Raw genomic sequence first — 17,017 nt, 5'->3', positions numbered from 1 at the left:
CATGCGCACCCCTGCGAGCAGCGAGCCCCTCACGGCCTTCGGTCCCGGCAAGGTCATCCTGCTGGGAGAGCACAGCGTGGTGTACGGCCACCCCGCGCTCGCCGGCGCGCTCACCGTGGGGATGCAGGCGCGCGGGGTCCCCGCGCGCCGCACCCAGCTGGTGATGCCCGGGGAGCTCAGCCGCCCGCAGCGCGCGCTGCTCTCGCGCGCCTTCGCCCGCGCGGCGGCCGCCACGGGCAACCCTCCGGTGAAGGTGACGCTCGAGGCGGGGCTCCCCGTGTCCATGGGGCTCGGCTCCTCCGCGGCGCTCTCGGTCGCGTGCGCGCGGCTGCTGCTGCAGGCCGCGAGCGGCCGGGCGCCGGTGCCCGCGGAGGTCGCGCGCGTGGCGTGGGGCATGGAGCAGGAGTTCCACGGCACGCCCTCGGGGGTGGACCACACCTCGAGCGCGCTCGGCCAGCTGGTGCTCTTCCGCAAGCGGCCCGGGCTGGACGCGGGGCGCGCGCGCGTGGTCGCGAGCCCGCAGCCCCTGCGCGTGGTGGTGGCGCTGGTGGGCGTGCGCAGCCCCACGCGGGCCACCGTGGCCTCCCTGCGCGCGCGCCAGGCGCGCTGGCCCGCGCGCTACACGCGGCTGATGCGCGAGATGGGCCGGCTCGCCACCGAGGGCGCCGAGGCCGTGGAGGCCGGCGACCTCGAGGCGCTCGGCGACCTGATGAACGTGAACCAGGGGTTGCTCGCGGCGCTCGGGCTCTCCTCGCCCGCGCTGGAGGACGCCGTCTACCGCCTGCGCGCGCTGGGCGCCCTGGGCGCGAAGCTCACCGGAGCGGGCGGCGACGGCGGCGCCGTGATCGGCCTCTTCTCCGACCCCGCGCGGGCGCTCGCGCAGCTGCGGCGCGAGGGTGTCCGCTGCTTCGAGAGCCAGCTCGCTGGCCCCTCCCGACGCTCCCTTCGAGGCTCGCCATGAAAGCCACCGCCCTCGCGCATCCGAACATCGCCCTGGTGAAGTACTGGGGGAAGCGCGACGACGCGCTCATCCTTCCGCACCAGTCCAGCCTCTCGCTCACGCTCTCGCCGCTCTCCGTGCGCACCACGGTGGAGTTCGGGCAGGAGGGGACGGCCGACCAGGTGGAGATCAACCACCACGTGGCCAAGGGCAGCGCGCGCGACCGGGTGCTGCGGGTGCTGGACGCGGTGCGCGCGCAGGGCGGCGTGAAGGGGGCGGCCCGGGTGGTGAGCCGCGGCGACTTCCCGGAGGCGGCGGGGCTCGCGAGCAGCGCGGCAGGCTTCGCGGCGCTGGCGGTGGCGGCGCGCGCGGCGGCGGGGCTCCCGGCAGAGCCGCGCGCGGCGAGCCTGCTCGCGCGCCTGGGCAGCGGCAGCGCCTGCCGCAGCATCCAGGGCGGCTTCTGCAGCTGGCTGCGCGGCAGCCGCGCGGACGGCGAGGACAGCTACGCGGTGCAGGACTTCCCGGCCGCGCACTGGCCGGAGCTGCGCATGGTCGTGGCCATCGTGAGCCGCGACGAGAAGGACGTGAAGAGCCGCGACGGCATGAAGCACACCGTGGACAGCTCGCCCTACTACCCGGCCTGGTGCGCGGACGCGGAAGGGGAGCTCGCCCGCGCGCGCTCGCTCATCCAGGCGCGCGACCTCGAGGGACTGGGCGCGCTCGCCGAGCGCAACGCGTGGCGCATGCACGCGAGCGCGCTCGCCGCGGATCCGCCGCTCTGCTACCTGCTGCCGGGCACGCTCGCGCTGGTGGGCTCGCTCAAGGAGCAGCGCAAGAAGGGCGTGCCGGTGTGGTTCACGCTGGACGCCGGCCCCAACCCCGTCCTCATCACGGACGCGGCGCACGAGGTGGCCGCGGAGGCGCTCGCCCGCGCCTGCGGCGCCCAGGACGTGGTGCGCTGCGTGCCGGGCGGAGACGCCGAGCTGCTCTCCGAGCACCTCTTCTGATGGAGCGCGCCCTCTCGGCCCCCGGCAAGCTCTTCCTCAGCGGCGAGTACGCCGTGCTGTGGGGCGGCGTCGCCCGCGTGCTCGCGGTGGGCCCGCGCACCCACGCGCTCGTGCGCCGCCGCCAGGACACGCGCGTGCAGGTGGTGCTGGAGGAGGGGCGGCTGGAGGGGCGCGCCACGCCCTTCGGGGTCGCCTGGGAGGGCGCGGTGCCCGCGGGCTTCGCCTTCGTCGCGCGCACGCTGGACGAGGCCTTGCGCGCGCACGGCCGCGACGCGCTGGGCCTGCAGCTCGCGGTGGCTCCCTCTGCCGTGGGGGCGAACGGGCACAAGCTGGGCATGGGCGGCAGCGCCTGCGCCACGGTGCTCGCGGCGGAAGGGGCGCGCTCGGTGCTCTCCGAGCGCTTCGATGCGCTCAAGCTCGCGCTCGCCTCACACGCGGCGGGACAGGGCGGCAAGGGCAGCGGCGGGGACGTGGCGGCGAGCTTCGCGGGAGGCGTGCTGCGCTACCGCCGCTACGACGTGGCGGCGCTGCTCTCCGCGAGCAACTCCTCGCGCTACGGCGCCGCGCTGCTCGAGGCCCCGCCGGTGGACCTGTGGCGGCTGCCCGCGCCGCGCGTGGCGATGGCGTACGCCTTCACGGGCGCGTCGGCGAGCACGCGGGTGCTCATTACGCAGGTGGAGACGCAGCTCGAGGCCGAGGGCCGCGCGCGCTTCATGCAGCGCTCGGATGCGCTGGGGCTCGCGGTGGAGGAGGGGCTCGCGGGCGGAGACTTCCGCGCCTTCCGCGAGGCGGTGGAGGCCCAGCACGCGCTGCTGCTCGAGTTGGGCCCGCTGGAGACGGAAGGCATGCGCCGCGTGCTCGCGCTCGCGGGCAGCTACGGCTGCGCGGGGAAGCTCTCCGGCGCAGGCGGAGGCGACGGCTGCATCCTCTTCGCGCCCTCGCAGGAAGCGCGCGCGGAGCTGCTCGAGGGCCTCGCCGCGCGCGGCCTCTATGCCCTGCCGCTGGAGCCGGAGGCCGGCGTGCGCGGTGAGGCGCACGCCGACCCGCGGCTCACGCAGTGGCTCGAGGCCGCGGAGTAGCGGCCAGGGACGTGCCTAGTCGCCCGCGACGAAGTGCTCGCGGTAGTGCGTGAGCGCGTAGGCGAGCAGCGCGCGGGTGAGGGTGTCCGTCGGCTTCACCCGCGCGGTGAGCGTGGGCTGGAAGTCGAAGGGACCCTGCTCGAGAGAGTAGCTGGCCTGCAGAATGCCGCGGTCCAGCGCGAGCTGCACGTAGCCGCGCAGCGCGAGCGGGATCTGCGCGTTGTCGGCGAGCACCAGCGTCTGCCCCGAGTACTGCACCGTCACGGGGGAGCCGGCCTTGCTGCGCGCGAGCGTGTCCAGGCCGAGCGCGCGCACCAGGGCCACGGCCACGTCGAGCCGCGACACGTTGCTCTTCGGATTGAAGCTCGAGCCGCTCGCGCCCATCATCCCCGCGGGGCCGAAGTCCCAGTCGCGCAGCGTGGAGCCGCTCGCCGTCACCGCCTCGGCCACGGCCTCGTCCGCGCCGCTCAGGTCCGTGAAGCGCGGGCTCGCCGCGAGCGACTGGCGCAGCGCGGTGTTGAGCACCAGGTTGCGCGCGAGATCCATCCGCGTCACCGCGCGGTCCGGCCGGAAGGTGCCGTCCGCGAAGGTGTCCATGAGGCGGCCCTTCAGCGCGCTCTCGATCTCCGCCTGGGCGGGGTGGCCCTGGATGTCCGCCACGGGCTCCAGCGTGAAGCGCTGCTGGGTCACCGTGATGTCCACGGGACCGGGCGCCGCGGCGCCGCTGGTGGGCAGGCTCACGCCGGGCGCCGCGGCGAGGCTGCGCACGCCGCGCACCTCGAGCAGCCAGGTGCCCGCCTCGGGGTTCTTCACCACCACCTCGCGGCTCGGCGCATCGAGCACCGGCAGGGCGATGCCGGAGCTGTAGGTCGCGCCGCTGGGGCTGGTGAGCAGCAGGCCCACCGTGTTGCCCTCGCCGTCTTCGAGCGCCGTGTCGAAGGTGGCGAACACGTCCAGCACGTTCACGCCTGCCTCCACGGTGAGGGTGCGCGCGTTGGCGGAGCCCGCGCCGGGCAGGGCGAGCGGGCTGTAGTCCACGTGCAGGGCGAGCGGGGCTGGGCCGCTCACGGTGTAGCGCGCGTTGAAGGCCGGCACGCTGAAGCTGCCGTAGGCACGGGTGCGGTGCAGCACCTGGTCGATCGCCGCGTACACGTTCACGTAGCCGGCGCCCACCTCGAAGTCCTCGTAGCCCGGCATGCGGCTCGCGGTGCGGGTGAGGATGCCCTTGATGTCATCGGGCGTGAGGGTGGGGTCCGCCTCGAGCATCAGCGCGGCCACGCCGGCGATGTGGGGCGTGGCCATCGAGGTGCCGGAGATCTGCGTGTAGAAGGGCAGGTACGCGAGCGGCAGCTCGAGGTCGTCCGTCTGGCCATTGGCGAAGACGTTGGTGATGGAGCGCGTGCTCACGTAGGCGGCGCTGAACTTCTGGCTGATGGAGCTCACGGCCGGGTCGAACTCGCGCCCGGCACCGGGGGCGGTGATCGTCGGCGCATCGCCGTCATCGAGCGGGTCCGCGTTGCCCAGCCGCTGCGAGGCCGGGGTGCCGCGGCTGGAGAAGGAGGCGAGCCCGCCCTCCTTCGTCCCCGCCGCCACGCCGATGACCCAGGGCGCCTTCGCGTACGGGTTGAGCGTGTCCTTGCCCGGGCCGCTGTTGCCCGCGGCGAACACCACGGTGATGTTGCGGTCGTGCGCGAGCTTCGAGGCGAGCGCCACCGGGTCCTCCGGCTCGAAGGGGCCGCTGCCGCCGTAGCTGTTGGAGATGACGCGGATGCCGTAGCGGGCCTGGTTGGCGAGCGTGTACTCGAAGCCCCCCAGCGCGTTGAGCACGAAGAGCACCGCGCCCGAGCCCGTGCCGATGAGGCTCGCGCCCGGGGCCACGCCCGCGTAGCGGCCGCCGGAGTCCTGGCCCGTGCCGCCCACGATGCCCGCGCAGTGCGTGCCGTGGCCCACGTTGAGATCCGTGTCCGGCAGGTTCTCTACCGCGAGCAGCGGCGTGAAGCCCTCCTGGGTGCTCGTGTCGGTGAGGATCTGCACGTTCTGAACGACGTGGCTGCCCAGCTTGAGGTCGTCGTGGCGCGCGTCGATGCCGCTGTCGTTGATGACCACGCCGATGCCCCTGCCGGTGAAGGGTAGGCCGCCGTTCGCCCGCGTCATCTCCGCGTCCGAGCGCACGCGCTCCACGCCCGTGAGGGTGCGGATCTCCGCGTCGAAGTACTGCAGCCGCTCGTTGCTCCACACGCTGCGCACCGCCGGGTCTGCCGCGAGCCGGCGCACCTGGCCCGCGGTCGCCGGCAGCGCCACCATGCCCAGCGTGGGCAGCGTGGTGCCCGTCTTCAGGCCCAGCGCGCGCAGCAGGTCCAGGTGCTCGGGCAGGAGCCCCCGGGAGCCCTGGAAGGTGACGATCACCGTCCCCACGCTGACCTCGTCCGTCAGCGGGGCGAGCCGCCGCTGCAGCGCCTTGCCCACCGTGGCCGCTTCCGCCCCACTGCCTGCCAGCAGCAGGCCGAGCCCCGCTGCGCCGAACCACCGCTTCCATCCCTGTGCCATGACGTCTCCGTGCAGGTGCTGCGTTGCCTGCGCGCGCGTGCCCCGCTGAGAGGCCACACCCGCGCGCTGCACGTGCCTTGTCTGCACACACCTGCGCTGGATCTCTGCTGCGCAGCGGAAGCACGGAGGCGCTCGCCCGCTGTCCGCTGCGTGACGCCGCAGCGCTTCATGCGTGCGGCTCGCTACACCGCGCTGCGTCTCGCTGCGGACCGGGAGCCCTGCCCGGCTCCCGTGGAGCGTGGCGAACCGGAGGCAGGCTCATGCCCGGAGCGCTGCACGGCCGCGCTGCGCTGCGGCACGCCCGGGCTCAGCGAGAAGCAGCGCCGCGCCCGCGCTACGGCGCGGAGGCGATGCTGGCAACCTCGGCCGGCGTGGGCGGCGCGAGGTGCGAGGGGACGTAACGCTCGCGCAGCCGCATGAAGGGTTGCTCCACGAAGCGGTACAGCAGCCAGCCTCCGACGAGGCAGGCCGCAGCGATGAGCGCCACCTCTCCCGCCTTGCCCACCAGCGCCTCCGTTCCGAGCCGCCGGTGCAGCGCGAAGGCGATGGGCTTGTGGGTGAGGTAGATGGCGTAGGACCACGCCGCGAGGCGCTCCGCCCCGGGCACGCGCACGCGGTGGAGCAGGGAGCCGGGACACAGCGCCGCCACCACCAGCAGCGCGAACGCGCACGCGACGAGCGAGTAGCCGAAGCCGGTCATGAAGTAGCCGTAGCCGTAGCCCTCGAACTGGTAGCGCGTGAGCACGAGCGCGAGCGCCCCGGTCACCGCGAGCAGCCCGGCAGCGAGCAGCGCGCGGCGGTAGCGGGTGAGGCGCTGCCACAGCTGGGGGTGGAAGGTCTGCAGGAAGGCCACCGCCACCCCGGGCAGGAACTCGTCGAAGCGGCACAGCGAGGAGTAGTAGATGTTCGGGTGGTAGCCCTCGATGCCGCCTCCTGCCTCGCGGCCGTAGCGCACCCAGAGAAGTCTGCGCACCGCGATGCCGGCGGCCACGAGCCCGCCCATCAGCGCCCATGCCGCCCAGCGCGGGGGGCGCAGCTGCACGGCCGCGACGACCGCGAGCGGCAGCAGCACGTAGAACTGCTCCTCCACGCACAAGGACCACGCGTGCGAGAAGGCCGTGCCGGGCTCGAGCCCCAGGTTCTGCGTGAAGGTGAGGAAGCGCCACAGCGCGGGCGGCTCGCGGCCGCCGAGCACCGCCGGGAAGGCGAGGTAGAGCGCGAGCACCCCGTAGTAGTTGGGCAGCGTGCGCAGGAAGCGCCGTGCGTAGAAGCGCGGGATGGAGAGCCCCTGCGGCGCCGTGGCGCCCTTCATCAGCTGGCGGCCGATGAGGTAGCCGCTGAGCACGAAGAAGAGGTCCACCCCCGTCCAGCCCACGGTGCTCGCCCAGCCGAAGGTGGGCTCGCGGCTCACGAACACCTGGTAGTGGAAGGCGAAGACCAGCAGGATCGCCAGCGCGCGCAGCGTGTCGAGGCCGTGCAGGTGCTGCGGGGCAGGGGAGCTCTCGGTGCGGGGCGCGGTCATCGGGGCGCGCGAGCCTAGAACATCTGCCCCACGCTGAAGTAGAGCCCCTGACGCCCCGTCTCGGTGGAGAGCGCGTAGTCCATGCGCACCACCGCGGCGCGGCGCGCGAGCCGCAGCCCGCCGCCCACCCCCGGGTGCCACGCGTACCACTTGCCGTCCTGTGCGCCCGGGTGCCACACGCGGCCGAGGTCGAGGAAGCCCACCACTCCGAGCCGGTTCGCCTCGCCCAGCAGGTGGAACTCGGTGGCGTGCACGCGCAGCTCGGAGTTGCTGAAGGCCTTGATGTAGCCCGCGAAGCGGTTGCGCTCGATGCCGCGCACGCTCGTCATGCCGCCCACCCCCTCCGAGGAGGTGATGCCGCCGGTCTGCGCCCACTCGAAGAAGGGCACCTCGCCGAAGAGCACGTCGAGCGAGAGCCGCTGCGCGAAGAGCACCCGCGAGCTGATGCGCGCGTAGCGCCGCTCGCCCAGGGTGACGCCCGCGTAGTCGAAGCTGCTGCCGGTGGGCATCGCGCTGACGCGCACGCTCAGCTCCTCGACGCCGCCGCGCGTGGGGTCCACCTCGTTGTCGCGCGTGTCCCAGAGCAGGCCGGACAGCAGCTGCGCGCTGCAGCCGCCGTTGCTGCCGGGCGGCTGCGTCTCGCTCAGCACCGAGCCCTCGTACACGCGCACCTGCGTGGTGTGCCAGTTGTAGCCCACGTACGCCTGCAGCGGGCTCTGCTCCCCGAGCGGCTTGCCGCGCAGCCGCACCCACGCGCCCGGCGACAGGCGCGCGTAGTTGAAGCGCTGGTCGGTCATGTCGCCGCTGAACTGCGGCGCGGACTCGTTGCCCCCGCCGAAGTAGGGGCTGAGCGTCTCGCGGCGAAACTCCACCCGCGCCTCCACCCGAAGGGGGCCCAGCAGGCGCGGCCCGTCGTAGCGGATGAAGTGGCTCTGGCTGCCGCGCTGGGTGACGAACATCTGCAGGCCCAGCGCGTGGCGGTAGGGCGCGTAGCCCTCGCCGTACACGTACGCGCCGCCCACCACGCCGTAGCCCATGCCCTGGTCGGAGCTGAAGGACACGATCGGCAGCGCAAGCATGTCCACGCCGTGCTGGCGCACGCCCTCGCTGCGGTGCGCGCCTTCCGGCGCAACGGGCGGGGCGCCGGAGGGCACCGGGCGCACGGGCAGGAGCGCCGCCTGCGCACCTACCGTCGCCGCCTCGAGCGCGGCACCCGGCGCCGGGGCCGGAGTCACACCGAGAGTCGAAGCCAGTGCACCCTGGGCGAGCGCGGGAGGCTGCACCGCCGTCGGCTCGGCCCGGGCGACCCGCACCGGCGCCTCGGGCGCCTCGCGCGGTGCAGCCGGGGCGTGTCCGTCCCTCGAGGAGGCCGTCGTGGCGAGCGCGGCGAGCAGCACGAGGGAATAAGTCATCGCGGGCAAGGATAGGTCGACTTATCGGATCGGCAATGGGGGGTCACCGCGAGCCCGCTCCCTCGTACTCAACGCTTGGGAGGTGCGCGTGAGGACAGGTGGGTGGACATCCCGCCCGGCGATTCCCAATAGGAGGGGAGGAGGAGTGGCAGCGTGAGCGCAGCCCCGAGACCCGAGCCGGACAGCCAGGTGGCGGCCTGGGCGCGCGCGCGCGTCGAGCGGGTGCGCCGACATCTCACCCCGGTGCCCGCGGGCCCTCGCGCCGGGGCGCGCCGCCTGCTCCTGGTGCACCTGGACGGCGTGCCGCGCGCGGTGCTGGACACGGCGCTGCGCTCGGGGAGCATGCCCTTCCTCGCGGGACTGGTGCGCTCGGGCGCCTACCACCTGGAGCGCGCCTTCTGGGGAAGCCCCGCCGCCACCCCGGCCTTCCAGGCGGGGCTGCTCTACGGGCTGCGGCATCCGGATCTCCCGGGCTACTCCTGGTTCGACCGCGCGCTGGGACGCGAGGTCGCGATGAACCACCCGCAGGACACGCGCGCCATCGAGGCGCGGCTCGGGCGGCGCTCGAGCAGCCGGCTGCTGGAGGGTGGAGGCCACACCTACTTCAGCCTCTTTCGCGGGGACGCGGGCAACCAGCTGTGCATGAGCACGCTGGGCAGCGCCGAGCGGATGGCGCGCGGGCTGGTGCCGGAGTTTCGCGGCGTGCTCGCGGGCCGGCGCGACGGCGCGCTGCGGGCGGCAGGCACGCTCGCGCGCGAGACGGGGCGCGCGCTGGGTGAGGTGAGCCGCTGGGCGCGCGCGCTGGGGGACTGGCGCCACGAGCCGGGCTTCCTCGTCTCGCGCGTGCTCTTGCAGCGGCTGGGCTGGGGCTTCGCGCACACCAAGGCGGTGGTGGACATGGCGCGAGGCGTGCCGCTCATCTACCTCGTCTTCGGCAACTACGACGAGACGGCGCACCGGCGCGGGCCGCGCTCGCCGCTCGCGCTCGCGGAGCTGCAGTGCGTGGACGCCTCGCTCGCGGACCTGGACGCCGTGTCGCGCGCGCTCGAGCAGCCTTACGACATCGTCCTCGTCACCGACCACGGCCACGTGGAGGCCGAGCCGCTCGAGCAGCGCGGGGGCCGCCGGCTCGCGGCCGCGCTGCTCGAGGGCCCGCCGCGCAAGGTGCCGCCCGAGGTGGTGCGGGGGCTTCGCGACGGACGCCCCACGCCGGTGGACGTGCCGGGGCCGGTGCCCGGCGCGCCCGTGGTGGTGGAGGCGGGCAACTTCGCGCACGTGTACCTCGCGCGCGAGCCGCGGCCGATGGAGGCCGAGGTGCTGCTCGCCCACTTCCCCGAGGCGCTGGGCCGCGCGCTCGCGCACCCGGACCTGGCCATCGTCGTGCTGCGGCGGGGCGAGGGCTTCGTGGCGGTGGTGGGCGGCGGCGTGTACGGACCGGATGACGTCGCGCAGGCGCCCCTCTCCCCGGGCTTCTCGCGCGAGGCGCTGGCGGACCTGCTGCGCGAGCTGCCCCACATGCCCAACGCGGGAGACCTCATCCTCTACGGGCGCGAGGTGGGCGAGGACCGCACCGTGGGCTTCGCGTGGGAGTTCGGCTCGCACGGCGGGCTCACCCACACCGAGACGGACAGCCTGGTGTGCTGGCCCGCGCACGCGCCGCTGGACCTGCGCGCCTTGAGCCACGCGAGCCAGCTGCACGAGCGGCTGTGCGAGGTGTACCGGTGCTGAGCGCGGGCGCAGGTGCCCGCGGCCGCCGCCGTCCAGACGCGGGGGGCGCCGCGCTGAAGCTGCTCATGGGCGTGGTGGGCCTGGTGCTCTCCGCGGCGCTGCTCTCCACGGCCTTCTTCCAGTGGCACCTCTCGGGGCCGGGCCCGCACCTCGTGCCGCGCTTCTCCTTCCAGAAGTTCGTCGCGGACCTCCCCAACCACCTGAAGTGGCTGGTCCCGTTCATCCTGCTGCAGGCGGCGATCATCCCGCTGCGCGCGCTGCAGTGGCAGCGCACGCTGCGCCGGCCCGTGCCGCTGAAGGAGCGCTTCCACCTGGTGGGCATCGGCGCGTTCACCCACAACGCGGTGCCCGGCAAGCTGGGAGACCTGATGCGCTCCTTCCTGCTCTCGCGCACCGAGCGCATCCCCTTCGTGCAGTGCCTGGGCTCGGTGGCGGTGTGCAAGCTGCTCGAGTTCGCGAGCCTCATGCTCCTGGTGGCGCTCTCCTTCGCCGGGCCCTTCGGCGAGACGATGGCGCACTACCGCAACGCGCTGAGGGTGGCGGTGTCCGTGTGCGTCGGGCTGGTGGCGCTCGTGGTGCTGCTCGCGCACTACAGCGGCCACTTCTCCCGCGCGCTCGCGCGCCGCCACCGCTCGCCCCGGCTGCAGCACTTCCTCAGCCACCTGTACGACGGGCTGGGCACCGCGCGCAGCTTCCGGGGCATGGCGGTGGCGCTGCTCTTCAGCGTGGGGCCGGTGCTCGCGAGCGCGCTGGGCTACGGCCTCGGCCTGCACGGGCTGGGCATCCAGGGCGGGCTCTTCGCCGGCGCCGTGGTGCTGGGCGCCGTGTCGCTGGGCCAGTCCACCCCCGGGGTGCCCGCCGGCATGGGCATCTACTACTTCGTCACCAGCTGGGCGGCGCGCAGCCTCGGCGCCTCCGCCGAGGACGCGGCCGCCTACGCCACGCTCACCCACCTGGGGGTGGTCATCGCGCACGTGTCCCTGGGCGGCTGGTGCGTGCACAAGCGCGGCATCCGCCTGCGTGACCTGCGCCGGGGCGGCCGGCTCGCGCGCGACGCGGCGAGCGAGGTGGCCCACGTGGACGAGCCCTCACCCGCGAGCGCCTGAGCCCTGAAAAGCGAAAAGGGACCCGGCGAAATCGCCGGGTCCCTTCTCTGTGCCCAGGAGAGGACTCGAACCTCCATGCCCTTGCAGGCGCTAGACCCTGAATCTAGTGTGTCTACCAATTCCACCACCTGGGCAGGTGGGGTGAAGCGCGAAGCGGGGTCGGTGTATAGGGAAGCGCGCCCGCTCCGTCAAGCACTGTTGTGGGGCCGCCCGGCTACTTCTTGAGCGGCCACTTTCCCTCGGCCTCCAGCTGGTGCCGCAGCGCCGGGTTCTCGTCCATGAACGCGGTGAGGGACTCCTCGGTAATCTCCACCAGGAGCTCCTCATTCCCGGCCTCCGACTGGCAGGCGAGCCGCGAGTAGGGGCGCACGTCGAACGCCTGGTCCAGCCGGTCCATCTCCGCGTCGCTCTGCTCGCTCAGCGACTCCAGGCCCTTGCGCACCCACACGTGGCAGGTGGAGCAGGCGCACACCCCGCCGCAGCTGTGGCCCACCTGGGCGCCGCACTGCTCGGCGGCGTCCAGCAGGGTGGTGCCCGCGGGCACCTCCACCGTCACGTCGTTGAGGGGGCTCTTGAAATGGACCTTGGGCACGCTCGGGGCTCCTCGGCTCAGTACTCTTCGACAGAGTGGCCGCTCACGGCCTGGGTGAGGGCGCGGTTCATCACGCGCTCGATGAAGGGCTTGCTCGTCTCGTCCAGCGCGTGGACGCTCTCCTTGAGGGCCAGGTGATCCTGTCCCTTGGCCACCTCGCGCACGTGCGCCATGGCGGCGTCGATCTGCTGCCGCTCGTGGGGCTGAAGCAGGTCGCCGTGCTGGGAGAGCTGGCGCTCGGCCTCGGTGAGCACGCGCTCGGCGTCCACCCGCTGCTCGCGCAGCTGGCGCGCCTGGATGTCGTCCTCCGCGTGCTCGATGGAGTCGAGCAGCATGCGCTCGATCTCCTCGTCGGTGAGGCCGTGGCTGGGCTTCACCGTGATCGCCTGCGTGACGCCCGTGCTCTGCTCCTGCGCGCTCACGCTGAGGATGCCGTCCGCGTCCACCTGGAAGCGCACCTCGATGCGCGCCATGCCCGCGGGCATCGCGGGAATCCCCGAGAGGCGGAAGCGCGCGAGGCTGCGGCAGTCCTCGACCAGCTCGCGCTCCCCCTGCAGCACGTGCACGTCCAGGCCGGTCTGCGCGTCCTTGAAGGTGGTGAAGACCTGGGCCGCCGCGGTGGGGATGGTGCTGTTGCGCGGGATGACCTTCTCCACGATCCCGCCCATGGTCTCCAGCCCCAGCGAGAGCGGGATGACGTCCAGCAGCAGGACCTCGTCCGCGCGGTCCGCGTTGGTGAGCAGGTCCGCCTGCACCGCGGCGCCCAGCGCCACCACCTGGTCGGGGTCGATGTCCCCGAGCGGCTCCTTGCCGAACAGCTGCTTCACGAACGCGCGCACCGCGGGCACGCGGGTGCTGCCGCCCACGAGGATGACGCCGTCCAGCTCCGCCGGCGTGACGCCCGCGTCCTTGAGGGCGCGGCGGCACACCAGGCCCGTGCGCTGGATGTAGGGCTGGATCCACGCGTCCAGCTGTGCGCGCGTGATGCGCTGGCGGTGCCCGTCGCCGAGCGCAAGCTCCACCTCCTCCGCCTCGGTGAGCGCCTCCTTCGCGCTGCGCGCCGCCGCGAGCGCCTTGGAGACGAGGGCAGGGGAGGGCTTCTTCTCGCCCAGGGTCTCGAGCACGTGCTCGGCGATGGCGCGGTCGAAGTCGTCGCCGCCGAGCGCCGAGTCGCCGCCGGTGCTCTTCACCTCGAACACCCCGTCCACCAGCTTCAGGATGGAGACGTCGAAGGTGCCGCCGCCCAGGTCGTAGACGGCGAAGGTGCCCTGGCTGTTCTTGTCCAGGCCGTACGCGAGCGCCGCCGCCGTGGGCTCGTTGATGAGCCGCAGCACCTCGAGCCCCGCGAGGCGGCCCGCGTCCTTCGTGGCCTGGCGCTGGGCGTCGTCGAAGTAGGCGGGCACGGTGATGACCGCCTGCTCCACCTTGCCCGCGAAGTGGCTCTCCGCGCGGCGCTTGAGCGTGCGCAGGATCTCTCCGGACACCTCGATGGGCGTCACCGGCTGGCCGCCCGCCACGTCGAAGCGCACCACGGAGTGGCTGCCCTCGATGAAGCGGTAGCTGCCCAGCTTGCGGGTCTCGGGGTCGTCCGGCGAGCGCCCCATGAAGCGCTTCACGCTGACGATGGTGTCCGTGGGGGCCTCGGGCGCGAGCCTGCGCGCGCGCGCGCCCACCACCACGCCGCCGTCCTTCGCGTAGTGCACGACGGAGGGGAGCAGCAGGGCCTCGCCCTCGTCCGCGGGCAGGCACTGGGGCTTGCCGCCGATGACCGCCGCCACGAGCGAGTTGGTGGTGCCCAGGTCGATGCCCACCGCGTGGCCCTTGGGCTTGAGCGGGTCGTGAATCTGCAGATAGCCGTTCTTGCTCATGTCAGCCCAGTGCCTCCTCCTCGAAGGCTTCCACCTGCTCGAGGAAGCGCGTGAAGTACCTCACGCGTCCGAGCCCATGCGAGGCCTTTGTGAGCGCCGCGGCCGCTTCCTCGCTGCCCGCGGGCGCCGAGCCCAGCGCGTGCAGCGCCGCCACCGCCTGCGCGAGCGCCTCCTTCTGGCGCGCCGTCACGTCCACCGCCATGCCTTGCGCGCGCGTGAGGTCCTTCGCCTCCATCGCCTCGTCGAGCGCCTCGCGCAGCTCCATCACCTCCTCGAGGAAGTCGAGGGGCATGTTCTTCTGCGCGCTCGCGTCGTCGCGGTCCAGGTCCACGCCCTGCAGCTTGAGCAGGTAGAAGGCGCGCCGCACCGGGTCCTTCAGCGTCTTGAAGGCCTCGTTGAGCGCGGTGGTCTGCTCGAGCGAGAGCCGGCGCTCCTTCGCCTCCGCCTGTGCGAAGCGGTCCGGGTGCAGCTTGAGGCTCAGCTCGCGGTAGCTGCGCTCGAGCGCCGGCGCGTCCACGTCGTAGGCGCGCGGCAGGCCGAACACGTCGAAGTGGGTGGCGCCGGCGGGGCGCGCGGCGATCTTCCCGCAGGCGGGGCAGAAGGGGCTCGCGCCCGGGTCACTGTGGCAGTTCCAGCACTTCACAAGTCGCTCCGGGAGCAGGGGCTCCAAAGACGAGAGGCCCGACCCTGCAGACGGGCCGAGCCTCGAAACCTTACGGGGGCGCGTGAGCCACCCCCGGGCTCAGATCGCGAAGCTCTCGCCGCAGCCGCACGCCGCCTTGACGTTGGGGTTCTGCAGCTTGAAGCCGCTCGCCATCAGCCCCTCCTCGTACACGAGCTCGGTGCCGATGAGGTACAGGTAGCTCTTGGGGTCCACGAACACGCGCACCCCGTCGCGCTCGAAGATCTTGTCGCGCTCGCGAGGGCGCTCCGCCCACTCCATGGAGTAGGCGAGCCCCGAGCAGCCGCCGCCCTTCACCGCGATGCGCAGGCCGGCCTCGGGCGTGTTGCGCTCGGCGAGCAGCAGCTGCAGGCGCTTCACCGCGCTGTCCGCCACGCTCACGCCGCGTGCGGGCTTCGCGGCCGGGGCCTGCGGGGGAGTGCTCTGGGTCTGGGTCGCCGCGTCGCTCATCGTCAGCACGCCTTACGCCTTCTGAGCGCGGGCCTCGCGCTTCTTCTTGAAGTCCGCCACGGCCGCCTTGATCGCGTCCTCGGCGAGCACGGAGCAGTGGATCTTGACCGGGGGCAGCGCGAGCTCGCGCGCCACGTCCTTGTTCGAGATCTCCATGGCCTGGTCCACGCTCTTGCCCTTCACCCACTCGGTCACGAGCGAGCTGGAGGCGATGGCGGAGCCGCAGCCGAAGGTCTTGAACTTCGCGTCCTCGATGATGCCCTCGTCGCTGATCTTCAGCTGCAGGCGCATCACGTCGCCGCAGGCGGGCGCGCCCACCAGGCCGGTGCCCACGTTCGGGTCCGCCTTGTCCAGGGTCCCCACGTTGCGGGGGTTCTCGTAGTGGTCGATGACCTTGTCGCTGTAAGCCATGGTCTTGCTCCCTGATGCGTGTGCGTAAACGCGGGTTGGGGCGGCCGCGCTAGTGCGCCGTCCACTCGATGCTCTTGAGGTCGATGCCTTCCTTGGCCATCTCGTACAGCGGGCTCATCTCGCGCAGGCGCCGCACCTTGTCCACCATGAGGCGGATGACGTAGTCCACCTCCTCCTCGGTGTTGAAGCGCCCGATGCCGAAGCGGATGGAGCTGTGCGCCATGTCCTCCTCGACGCCGCAGGCGCGCAGCACGTAGCTGGGCTCGAGCGAGGCCGAGGTGCAGGCGGAGCCGCTGCTCACCGCCACGTCCTTGATCGCCATCATCAGCGCCTCGCCCTCGACGAAGGCGAAGGAGATGTTGAGGTTGCCCGGCAGCCGGTGCTCGAGGCTGCCGTTCACCGTCACCATGTCCAGCTGCTCCATGATGCCGGTGCGCAGCCGCTCGCGCAGGCGGTAGGTCTTCGCGCTCTCCGCGGCCATGTCCTGCTGCGCAATCTCGGCCGCGGCGCCGAAGCCCACGATGGAGGCCACGTTCAGGGTGCCCGAGCGCATGCCGCGCTCGTGGCCGCCGCCGTCGATGATGGGGGCGATGCGCACGCGCGGCTTGCGGCGCACGTAGAGCGCGCCCACGCCCTTGGGGCCGTACATCTTGTGGCCGCTCATGGAGACCAGGTCCACCTTGAACTCGTCCACGTTGAAGGGGACCTTGCCCACGCTCTGCACCGCGTCGCAGTGGAAGAGGATGCCCTTCTTGCGGCACAGCGCGCCGATCTCGGCGACGGGCTGCAGCACGCCGATCTCGTTGTTGCCGTGCATGATGGACACGAGGATGGTGCGCTCGGTCATCGCCGCCTCGAGCTTCTCGAGGCTCACCCGGCCGTCCTGCTCCACGTCCAGGTAGGTCACGCGCGCGCCGCCCGTGGGCAGCTCCGCCCACTTGCGGTAGGTCTCGTCCCCCTCGATGCCGTGCTTGAGGCTGAGCTCGGCGAGGTTGTCCTGGGTCACGTCCTGGCCGCTCAGCTGCGCGAGCCGCAGCATCTTCAGCTCGTCCAGGCGCTCCTGGCGCACGCGCTCCAGGCGCTTGCAGGTGTCCAGCACCGCCTTGTGCTCGGTCTTCAGGGTGATGATGTGGTCGCCCTTGGAGCGGTAGAACTCCACCACGCCCTTGATGGCGAGGTTGTCGCTCTCGGTGGCGCCCGAGGTGAAGACGATCTCCTTGTCGGACGCCCCGATGAGCGCCGCCACCTGCTTGCGCGCCTTCTCCACCGCGGCCTCGGCCTTCCAGCCGAAGGCGTGGTTGCGGCTCGCCGCGTTGCCGAAGTCCTCGCGCAGGTACGGCAGCATGGCCTCCAGCACGCGCGGGTCGAGCGGCGTGGTGGCGTTGTTGTCCATGTAGATGGGCAGCTTCATCGCTCTCGAGTCCTTACCGCGCGGGTCCCCGCGCGAGCGTCCGCTCCGGAGGGGCTCCTACCGGCTCCCACCGAATGTGGACCAAACTGGTCTATTATAAAAATCCGTCCCCCAGGGTCAAGCAGACATAAGCCCGTTCGCGGCTGGCGGGCAGGCGTCCGGTCCGACTGGGAAGACCCGGCGACTCCCTACACCAAGCGGCGCGCGGATGCACCCCGGCGGCCCCTCTCTAGGACGCGGGAGGGGGCACGGCGTTGCGCGT

At 72.8% G+C, this 17,017-nt stretch carries 14 protein-coding genes and 1 tRNA gene; 5 read left to right on the top strand and 10 right to left on the bottom strand.

Going from position 1 to position 17,017, the window contains the following annotated elements:
* The first annotated feature begins 1 nt into the window (after position 1).
* Genes mvk through FGE12_RS09265 form a run of 3 tightly spaced genes read left to right on the top strand, consistent with a single transcriptional unit; the run spans position 2 to position 3,026 of the window.
* Positions 2-961 carry a mevalonate kinase gene (mvk, locus tag FGE12_RS09275; protein WP_153866051.1) on the top strand — a complete coding sequence of 320 codons (960 nt, stop codon included), beginning with the start codon at positions 2-4 and terminating at the stop codon, positions 959-961.
* A complete protein-coding gene (gene mvaD, locus FGE12_RS09270) occupies positions 958-1,947 on the top strand; it encodes a diphosphomevalonate decarboxylase (RefSeq protein WP_153866050.1) in 990 nt (329 codons plus the stop codon). Before mvk ends, mvaD begins: the two co-directional genes overlap by 4 nt.
* Positions 1,947-3,026 (top strand): mevalonate kinase, encoded by a 1,080-nt coding sequence (locus tag FGE12_RS09265; protein WP_153866049.1) that lies wholly within the window; start codon positions 1,947-1,949, stop codon positions 3,024-3,026. Before mvaD ends, FGE12_RS09265 begins: the two co-directional genes overlap by 1 nt.
* Positions 3,027-3,041: 15 nt before the next feature.
* Here the strand turns inward: FGE12_RS09265 and FGE12_RS09260 are convergent, their stop codons facing one another.
* The 3 genes from FGE12_RS09260 to FGE12_RS09250 form a co-directional block, all read right to left on the bottom strand.
* Positions 3,042-5,573 (bottom strand): S8 family serine peptidase, encoded by a 2,532-nt coding sequence (locus FGE12_RS09260; RefSeq protein WP_153866048.1) that lies wholly within the window; start codon positions 5,571-5,573, stop codon positions 3,042-3,044.
* A gap of 334 nt (positions 5,574-5,907) precedes the next feature.
* Positions 5,908-7,095, bottom strand: coding sequence for an acyltransferase (locus FGE12_RS09255; RefSeq protein ID WP_153866047.1), 1,188 nt, complete (start codon positions 7,093-7,095; stop codon positions 5,908-5,910).
* A 14-nt stretch (positions 7,096-7,109) separates the two neighbouring features.
* A complete protein-coding gene (locus FGE12_RS09250) occupies positions 7,110-8,507 on the bottom strand; it encodes a BamA/TamA family outer membrane protein (RefSeq protein WP_228530683.1) in 1,398 nt (465 codons plus the stop codon).
* A gap of 153 nt (positions 8,508-8,660) precedes the next feature.
* On the opposite strand from FGE12_RS09250, the gene FGE12_RS09245 reads away from it, so the two are divergent.
* Both FGE12_RS09245 and FGE12_RS09240 read left to right on the top strand, forming a co-directional pair.
* Entirely contained in the window at positions 8,661-10,235 is a 1,575-nt protein-coding gene (locus FGE12_RS09245; RefSeq protein ID WP_370458931.1) for an alkaline phosphatase family protein, read from the top strand.
* A gap of 65 nt (positions 10,236-10,300) precedes the next feature.
* Entirely contained in the window at positions 10,301-11,341 is a 1,041-nt protein-coding gene (locus tag FGE12_RS09240; RefSeq protein WP_153866316.1) for a lysylphosphatidylglycerol synthase transmembrane domain-containing protein, read from the top strand.
* 50 nt (positions 11,342-11,391) lie between these two features.
* Here FGE12_RS09240 and FGE12_RS09235 read toward each other — a convergent pair.
* From FGE12_RS09235 to FGE12_RS09205, 7 genes are all read right to left on the bottom strand, one after another.
* A tRNA-Leu gene (locus FGE12_RS09235) sits at positions 11,392-11,475 on the bottom strand.
* A gap of 80 nt (positions 11,476-11,555) precedes the next feature.
* Entirely contained in the window at positions 11,556-11,933 is a 378-nt protein-coding gene (locus FGE12_RS09230; protein WP_194797733.1) for a 2Fe-2S iron-sulfur cluster-binding protein, read from the bottom strand.
* A gap of 17 nt (positions 11,934-11,950) precedes the next feature.
* Entirely contained in the window at positions 11,951-13,801 is a 1,851-nt protein-coding gene (hscA, locus tag FGE12_RS09225) for a Fe-S protein assembly chaperone HscA (RefSeq protein WP_153866046.1), read from the bottom strand.
* A gap of 1 nt (position 13,802) precedes the next feature.
* Positions 13,803-14,381, bottom strand: a complete 579-nt coding sequence (hscB, locus tag FGE12_RS09220; RefSeq protein WP_370458957.1) for a Fe-S protein assembly co-chaperone HscB — start codon at positions 14,379-14,381, stop codon at positions 13,803-13,805.
* A 162-nt stretch (positions 14,382-14,543) separates the two neighbouring features.
* Positions 14,544-14,933 carry an iron-sulfur cluster assembly accessory protein gene (locus FGE12_RS09215; RefSeq protein ID WP_153866313.1) on the bottom strand — a complete coding sequence of 130 codons (390 nt, stop codon included), beginning with the start codon at positions 14,931-14,933 and terminating at the stop codon, positions 14,544-14,546.
* 12 nt (positions 14,934-14,945) lie between these two features.
* Positions 14,946-15,344, bottom strand: coding sequence for a Fe-S cluster assembly scaffold IscU (iscU, locus tag FGE12_RS09210; protein ID WP_153866045.1), 399 nt, complete (start codon positions 15,342-15,344; stop codon positions 14,946-14,948).
* A gap of 49 nt (positions 15,345-15,393) precedes the next feature.
* The gene (locus FGE12_RS09205) at positions 15,394-16,755 is read right to left on the bottom strand and encodes an IscS subfamily cysteine desulfurase (RefSeq protein ID WP_153866044.1); all 1,362 of its coding nucleotides are present in this window, start codon (positions 16,753-16,755) and stop codon (positions 15,394-15,396) included.
* Positions 16,756-17,017 lie beyond the last annotated feature (262 nt).

Origin of the sequence: Aggregicoccus sp. 17bor-14 (genome assembly GCF_009659535.1) — a bacterium.
Taxonomy (GTDB): domain Bacteria; phylum Myxococcota; class Myxococcia; order Myxococcales; family Myxococcaceae; genus Aggregicoccus.
This window is presented reverse-complemented; position numbering and strand designations above follow the sequence as displayed.